The organism is Micromonospora sp. NPDC049102, from assembly GCF_043197485.1.
In the GTDB taxonomy this organism is placed as follows: domain Bacteria; phylum Actinomycetota; class Actinomycetes; order Mycobacteriales; family Micromonosporaceae; genus Micromonospora.
The window spans coordinates 69,644-76,500 of record NZ_JBICTE010000037.1 but is presented as its reverse complement, the minus strand read 5'-3'; the positions used below and the strand labels follow the sequence as shown (position 1 = coordinate 76,500).

General features: G+C 73.1%; 6 protein-coding genes and 1 tRNA gene. 4 read left to right on the top strand and 3 right to left on the bottom strand.

The genetic code is table 11. From position 1 onward, the window contains the following. Window positions 1-74: 74 nt before the first annotated feature. Window positions 75-147, bottom strand: a tRNA-Arg gene (locus ACGFH9_RS27120). A 158-nt stretch (window positions 148-305) separates the two neighbouring features. On the opposite strand from ACGFH9_RS27120, the gene ACGFH9_RS27115 reads away from it, so the two are divergent. Beyond that, complete coding sequence (locus ACGFH9_RS27115) at window positions 306-1,001, top strand: hypothetical protein (protein WP_393224546.1); 696 nt, start codon at window positions 306-308, stop codon at window positions 999-1,001. Between the two features lie 208 nt (window positions 1,002-1,209). Here ACGFH9_RS27115 and ACGFH9_RS27110 read toward each other — a convergent pair whose 3' ends face one another. Next, window positions 1,210-2,262, bottom strand: a complete 1,053-nt coding sequence (locus tag ACGFH9_RS27110) for an alpha/beta hydrolase (RefSeq protein ID WP_393224544.1) — start codon at window positions 2,260-2,262, stop codon at window positions 1,210-1,212. Window positions 2,263-2,414: 152 nt separating this feature from the next. Further along, window positions 2,415-2,834: an HPF/RaiA family ribosome-associated protein gene (locus ACGFH9_RS27105; RefSeq protein ID WP_355241696.1), complete on the bottom strand. Its 420-nt coding sequence runs from the start codon at window positions 2,832-2,834 to the stop codon at window positions 2,415-2,417. Between the two features lie 304 nt (window positions 2,835-3,138). Between ACGFH9_RS27105 and ACGFH9_RS27100 the strand changes: the two genes are divergently transcribed. The 3 genes from ACGFH9_RS27100 (at window position 3,139) to ACGFH9_RS27090 (ending at window position 6,750) form a co-directional block, all read left to right on the top strand. Next, window positions 3,139-3,885, top strand: coding sequence for a single-stranded DNA-binding protein (locus ACGFH9_RS27100; protein ID WP_393224540.1), 747 nt, complete (start codon window positions 3,139-3,141; stop codon window positions 3,883-3,885). A 169-nt stretch (window positions 3,886-4,054) separates the two neighbouring features. Continuing rightward, on the top strand, window positions 4,055-5,212 hold the full coding sequence (locus tag ACGFH9_RS27095; RefSeq protein ID WP_393224575.1) for a cobalamin biosynthesis protein: 1,158 nt from the start codon (window positions 4,055-4,057) through the stop codon (window positions 5,210-5,212). Then, window positions 5,209-6,750: a cobyric acid synthase gene (locus tag ACGFH9_RS27090; RefSeq protein ID WP_393224537.1), complete on the top strand. Its 1,542-nt coding sequence runs from the start codon at window positions 5,209-5,211 to the stop codon at window positions 6,748-6,750. Before ACGFH9_RS27095 ends, ACGFH9_RS27090 begins: the two co-directional genes overlap by 4 nt. The last annotated feature ends 107 nt before the right edge of the window (window positions 6,751-6,857 follow it).

Here is a 6,857-nt window from a genome sequence, read left to right as displayed (position 1 = left end):
ACCTACCGCGCAGCATTGATGCCGCGCCCGATCCATCGGTCGGTGTTGCTGAAGTCGACCTGCTTCGACCTGGGTGCGCCCGGTAGGGTTCGAACCTACGACCTTGGGATTAGAAGTCCCCTGCTCTATCCGCTGAGCTACGGGCGCGCGGCGTGGATGTCGCGCAAGAAGGGTACCGCCGACCCCGGGCACGCCGGGGTAAAGGGTGCCCCCGTCCGCGTCGTCGAGCAGGGTCTCACGAAGGCCGGGCGACCGGCATCCGGGTTCCCGCAGGTCGACCACGCGGCAGCCCGTATCCTCGGCTGGTGTTGCTGGACCCCGACGCCGAGAGCAGCGTCGCCTACGAGCTGTGCCAGGTCGTCGGCCGCGCGATCCTGCCCTACCGGACGGCCGACGCCCACGGCACCGCCTTCTTCTTCCAGGGTGGCGACGACCCGATGGGGGAGGCGCTGCTGACGGCGGCTGACCTCGTCGGTGCGACCGGCGGTGAGCTGGGCCTGCGGGCGAGCGTCACCGAGCCGGCCGGCGTCGCGCCGGACGCCGTCGCGGCGGCCGACATCGTGCCCGGTTGGGCCCGCTTTCCGGGCGACGGGGTCGCGGTGCTGCCGACCGCCGGCCTGCACCGCTACGCCGGTGACGGCGGCTGGCGGTGGCGCGTGCAGCCGGTACCGGCGGGGATCGCCGCCGGGCCCGAGGCCGTCGCCGACCTCGGCGCCGACGGCAGTTCCGCTTTCGTGCTGGCCCATGGGGTACGCGACGACGGCTCCCGCCCCCTGGAGGTGGCGATCGAGCGCGTCGTCCGAGACGGGGACGACATGCGGATCACCACGGAACTACCCCCGGGGTACGTCGGCGCGCCCGTCTTCATCGTGCAGGCCGACGCCGCCGGCGACGTGTCGCTGTACTGCCTCGGCCTGGTGCTGCCCGGCGTCGACGGTCACCCGGTGGCGACCTTCGACCGGATCGGCGCCGCCCTGTCGGCCGTGCAGGGCGACGCCTGAACCCGGCTCGACCGCTCAGTCGTCGGTAGCCGTCGCCTCGGCGCGGCTGGCCGGCCGGGTGTGCCGGATCAGTCGCACGAGCGCACCGACGCTTTTGGGGCTGCTCGGTCGCCGAGCGCCGTCGCCCCGGGGTGTCCCGCTCGTTCGGGCCGGCGGATGAGTCGCTGACCGTAGCCCCGGCGCGGGCGGTCGTCCGAGCTCGGACGGATCAGTCGCCGACCGCCGTTGCCTCGGCCGTGTCGGTCGACGGGCGGCGGCTCTGCGGCAGCGTGGGCGCGTCGGTGTCGGCATCGTCATCGGCCGGAGCGGTGGGGCCGGCGGCCAGGAACGCCTCCGCCCAGCGGTCGACCTCGTCCAGGACCTTCGCGCGTACGGCCGGTCCGGAGAGCGTGAGGTCGTGCAACCCATCGTCGAAGCGGGCCAGCGTGACGTGCTGGCCGAGGCGGGGCGCGTACCGGACCATGTGCTCGACGTCCAGCACCGCGTCGGCAAGGGTGGCGTTGTCGTGCCACTTCGTGCCCCGGAAGGAACGGGTCGAGCAGGCCAGCAGCACCGGCACCGGGATGTCCAGGCCGGCGCGCAGCCGACGCTGACCGGTACGGATCGCATTCAGCCAGCCGGCCCGCACCGGGAACCCGGCCAACGGCTTCCACGCCAGGTCATAGGCCCACTCGCCGCGGTGGTCGGCGTGCAGACTCTCGCCGTACACCGTGCCCAGGCTGAAGGGCAGGACGCGGTGGGGCGCCCTGCGGCCCAGCCGCGCGACGGCGGCCGCGAGGGGTCGACGGACCGCCCAGGGGGCGTTCAGGTCGAAGAAGGGGCTGTTGAGGACCAGTCCGTCGACGATGCCGGCGTCGCGGCGGGCATCCGCCCAGAGCGAGATGATCAGGCCGCCGGTGGAGTGGCCCATCACCAGCAGGGTGTCGTGCCCGTCCTCGGTGCGGATGATCTCGGCGGCGGCGTCCAACTCGGGGAAGTAGTCGCTGAGGTCGCGGCAGAAGTTCGGCGTCTGGTGCCCGAGCAGGCTGCGACCGTACTTGCGCAGGTCGAGCGCGTAGAAGTCCCAACCGCGCTCGGCGAAGAAGTCGGCCAGGTGGGTCTGGAAGAAGTAGTCGACGAAGCCGTGCACGTAAAGGACCGCCCGCCCGGTGGGGCGCCCGGCCCGCCGCCGGACCAGTGTCGCGACAACGGGACCTTCGTCATCGGTGCCCAGGCCGATCGTCTGCCGCTCGTACGGCGGCCCCAACACGTCCGGTTCCACAACGACGACGCTACGCCCGCACCACTACCGAGCGGTAGCCCCGCGCCCGCCCCCCCACCCCCGCGATCTTGCACTTTCTGTTGCGACATAAGCCTTGGGGATGCTCATATCGGCATCCGAAAGTGCAAGATCGCGGGTCGGTCGTGGGTGGGTCAGGCCGTTTCCGCGTCGACGCGGGCCGGGTCCTGGTCGATCGGGTCGGGCTCGCCCTGCGGCTGCGGGATGTCCCGCAGGTGCTTGTTGTTGCGCGGCTCCTGCTTGGTCTTGGCGTCGTTGAGCTTCCGACGCAGGTCGTCGCGAACGTCGTTGAGGGCGGCGTGCAGGTCCTCCTCGGTGGAGGTGGTGACGATCTTCTGCCGGCCGGCGATCCAGCACTCCAGGGTGACCTTCTGACCCCGGGCCTCCCGGTCCTTCACCGACACCTCCAGCTCGGTGGCGTCGGCGTGGAAACCGGCCAGCCGGGCGTCGAGGGTGGCGAACTGTTCGGCGATCCAGTTGCGGTCACCCTGGGAGAAGCCCGCGCCCACCCGCAGGCACTCGCCCACGGTCGCCGGGTTCGCCACGGCGCTCATCGCCGCACCTCGGAGGTGGTCGCGGAGCCGAAAGTAGTGATCATCATGGTGCTGACCTCTCGTCGACGTGGAGCTTGTCGGTGGTGCGTTGATCAAATCCATACCCAGTTCGGGCGGTTCCGGAACCGCCATCGGCCGCTCGGGTGGGTCGGCCGTACCACAACAGGGGCTTGATCAGGGCGTTGTCCACAGGTGGCCCGTTGTCCACAGGTTCGGGTGGCGGCGCTGGCGGTGGCCGTCGACATCGCACAGGCTCGATGCCGAGTCGACTCGCGCTGGCAGACCCCGATCCCCTGGAGGGACGATGTTCGACACGTACGTCACGATCGTCGGCAACATTCTGACGGCGCCCGAGTGGCGGCGGACGAAGGAGAGCAACACCCTGGTGGCCAACTTCAAGGTCGCCTCCACCGCCCGTCGACTCGACCGCGACAGCGGCCGGTGGGTCGACGGCAACTCGTTGCGCGTCCGCGTCAACTGCTGGCGCAAGCTCGCCGAGGGCGTCGCCGCGTCGGTGATGGTCGGCGACCCGGTGGTGGTCTGCGGGCGTCTCTACACCCGCGACTGGACCGACGAGGCCGGCAACCACCGCACCCTCTACGAGCTGGAGGCGGTCGCCGTCGGCCACGACCTGTCCCGGGGGCGGGCCCGCTTCCTGCGCAACCGACCCACCATGAGCACCAGCGCCGTCGAGGACGCGGCCACCGAGGGTCGCGTGCACGGCGAGCCCACCGAGCCGGTACCCGCCGAGGAGGCACCGGCGCTGCCCGACGACGGGCCGCTCGACGACGACTTTGAGCTGCCCGAGTACGCCTCGCCGCGCACCAGTCCCCTCGGCCACGGCCCGCTCGACGAGGTCTCCCTCGGTGACATCGGTGGCCTTCCCGCGGCCCTGGACGACGACGAGCTGACCCGTGCGGCGGCGGACGACGTCGACCCGGAGGACGACCCCGACGACGAGTTGGGGCCGGTTCCCGACGAGGGCCGGCCGGATGGTCCGCCGTCCGGTCGGGGCCGGCGGGGCCGAGGTCGGGTTCCGCAGCCGGCGTGACCGTCCGGTCCCGGGGCGGCAGCAGCACCGCTGCCTGAGGTCGGTGCCGGCGACGTTCGCACCGACGGCACGACGGGGGCGGGGTGGCGGCGTGGTCGGCGTCGTCACCCCGCGTGAGCGGAACGGGTCAGAGGAGGTTCCGATGGAGTACGGCAGGCGCGGTTGGCTCATGCGGCGCTCGTCTAGGCTGGCCGGCCGGGGGGTGGTACGCGTGCGGCAGACAGCACCGGTGGCGAACGCGGTGGGCCTGGTGGCCGGTTACGCGCTGGACAGGCTGCTCGGCGACCCCCGTCGGTGGCACCCGGTAGCCGCTTTCGGCCAGGTGGCCGGCGCTCTGGAGCGTCGCCTGCACCGGCCGGACCGGACAGCCGGCGCGGTGTTCACGGCGCTGGCGGTCGGGGGGCCCGTGGCGCTCGGGGCGGTCGCCGCGGTGGCCACCCGGCACCGGCCGGTGAGCCGCGCGGTCCTCGTCGCCGTCGGCACCTGGACCGTGCTGGGCGGTCGTACGCTGCGGCGCGAGGCCACGATCATGGGTCGTACGCTCCGTAACGGCGACCTGCCCGCCGCCCGGGAACGCCTCGGCAACCTCTGCGGGCGGGACCCGTCGACCCTGGACGAGTCGGAGTTGGCCCGCGCCACCGTCGAATCGGTCGCGGAGAACACCTCCGACGCGGTGGTCGCCCCGCTGCTCTGGGGTGCGGTCGCCGGCCTGCCCGGGCTGCTGGGCTACCGCGCCGCCAACACCCTCGACGCGATGGTCGGGCACCGATCGGAGCGCTACGCGCGGTTCGGCACCCCGGCCGCTCGGCTGGACGACCTGCTCAACCTCGTGCCGTCCCGGCTGACCGGGCTCCTCACCATCGCCGTCGCACCGGTTGCCAACGGCGACCGGGACCGGGCCTGGCGGGTGTGGCGGCGGGACCGCAACGACCACCCCAGCCCCAACGCCGGCCAGTGTGAAGCGGCGATGGCCGGGGCGCTCGGCGTCCGCCTCGGTGGCCGCAACATGTACTTCGGACGCTCCGAGGTCCGCCCGTTCCTGGGCGACGGCCCCCGTCCCGAGGCGCGACACCTCAAGCGGGCCGCGCGCATCTCCGGCGCTGTCGGCCTGGCCGCCCTCGGAGTGGCCGCTGCCTACCCGGTGACCGTCGGCCGCCTGACCGACGCAGTGGCGCGCCGCAGCTTGCGAGCCGTGACGGGACGGCGCACCGGCCGTTCAGCGACCCGGGAGGCGTTTCGAGGTGGCCGGTCGGGAGGCGGCCTGCTGCCCCTCGGGTCGGAGCATGGCCGGGTCGGGGGCGTCGTGGGGCGGGAGAGCGGGCGATGAGCGGTGGACTGTTGGTCGCCGGCACCACCTCGGACGCCGGCAAGAGCGTGCTCACCGCCGGCATCTGCCGCTGGCTGCACCGGCGCGGCGTGAAGGTGGCGCCGTTCAAGGCGCAGAACATGTCGAACAACTCGGCCGTCGTCGTCGGGCCGGACGGGCGTGGTGGGGAGATCGGCCGCGCCCAGGCCATGCAGGCCGCCGCGTGCGGGCTCGCACCGGACCTGCGCTTCAACCCGGTGCTGCTCAAGCCGGGCAGTGACCTCGCCAGCCAGGTCGTCCTCCTCGGCGAGGCGGTCGACACGATCACCGCCGGCACCTTCCGGCAGTTGCGGCCCCGGCTCGCCGAGACCGCGTACGCGGCGTTGGCCGAGCTGCGCGCCGCGTACGACGTGGTGATCTGTGAGGGCGCGGGCAGCCCGGCGGAGATCAACCTGCGGGCCGGGGACTACGTCAACATGGGGCTCGCCCGGCACGCCAACCTGCCCGCCATCGTGGTCGGCGACATCGATCGGGGCGGCGTCTTCGCGTCGATGTTCGGCACGGTCGCCCTGCTCGATCCGGCCGACCAGGCGCTCGTCGCGGGCTTCGTGATCAACAAGTTCCGGGGGGACCTCGGTCTCCTCCAGCCCGGGCTGGAGATGCTGCGGCACGTGACCGGCCGGCCCACGTACGGGGTGCTGCCCTGGTCGCTCGACCTGTGGCTGGACGCGGAGGACTCGCTCGCCTACGGGCGGGTGCTCGGTCGGCCTGCCGCCCCGCACGGCACCGAGTGGCTGGACGTGGCCGTCGTCCGACTGCCCCGCATCAGCAACGCCACCGACGTGGAGGCGCTCGCCACCGAGCCGGGTGTCCGCGTACGCCTCACCGTCGAGCCTGCCGAACTGGCCTCTGCCGACCTGATCGTCCTGCCCGGCTCGAAGTCGACGGTCGCGGACCTCGCCTGGCTCCGCGAGACGGGCCTCGCCGACGCGGTCGCCGCCCACGCGGCAGCCGGTAAGCCGTTGCTCGGCCTCTGCGGTGGCTTCCAGATGCTCGGCCGGGCCATCCACGACCCGGTCGAGAGCCGGCGGGGCAGTGTGCCCGGGCTCGGCCTGCTGCCCATCGAGATCACCTTCGATCCTCGCAAGACCGTCCGGCAGTCGGTGGGCGCCGGCCCCGGCGACGTGACGGTCCGCGGCTACGAGATCCACCACGGGTACGTCTCGCAGGCCGACCCGGCACTGACCCCGCTGCTGACCGGGGTCGACGGCGCGGGCGAGGGGGCGGTGCTCGGCGCGGTGCACGGCACGCACTGGCACGGGGCGTTCGAGTCCGACGGATTCCGCCGCTGGTTCCTCACCGAGGCGGCCCGGCTGGCCGGACGCAGGGGATTCCGGGTCGCGCCGACCACCAGCTTCGCCGCCGCCCGGGAACGCTCGCTCGACCTGCTCGGCGACCTCGTCGAGGAGCACCTCGACACCGACGCCCTCTGGCGTCTCATCGAGACCGGCGCGCCCACGGACCTCCCCTTCATCCCGCCCGGCGCCCCACCCACCTGAGCGCGCCACGCCTGCAAGAGGCCGCCCGAGCGTCACCCTGCGACGGGCCGCCCGCCGACAGCGCATGATCGGCCGTCTAGGCGGGCTCCCCGGTGGCGTCGTAGAGC

What these genes read in the sequence shown, in the direction of transcription:
- ACGFH9_RS27105 (WP_355241696.1), bottom strand. Translation starts at nt 2,834, where the DNA reads ATGAGCGCCGTGGCGAACCCGGCGACCGTGGGCGAGTGCCTGCGGGTG.
- ACGFH9_RS27100 (WP_393224540.1), top strand. Translation starts at nt 3,139, where the DNA reads ATGTTCGACACGTACGTCACGATCGTCGGCAACATTCTGACGGCGCCC.
- ACGFH9_RS27095 (WP_393224575.1), top strand. Translation starts at nt 4,055, where the DNA reads ATGCGGCGCTCGTCTAGGCTGGCCGGCCGGGGGGTGGTACGCGTGCGG.
- ACGFH9_RS27090 (WP_393224537.1), top strand. Translation starts at nt 5,209, where the DNA reads ATGAGCGGTGGACTGTTGGTCGCCGGCACCACCTCGGACGCCGGCAAG.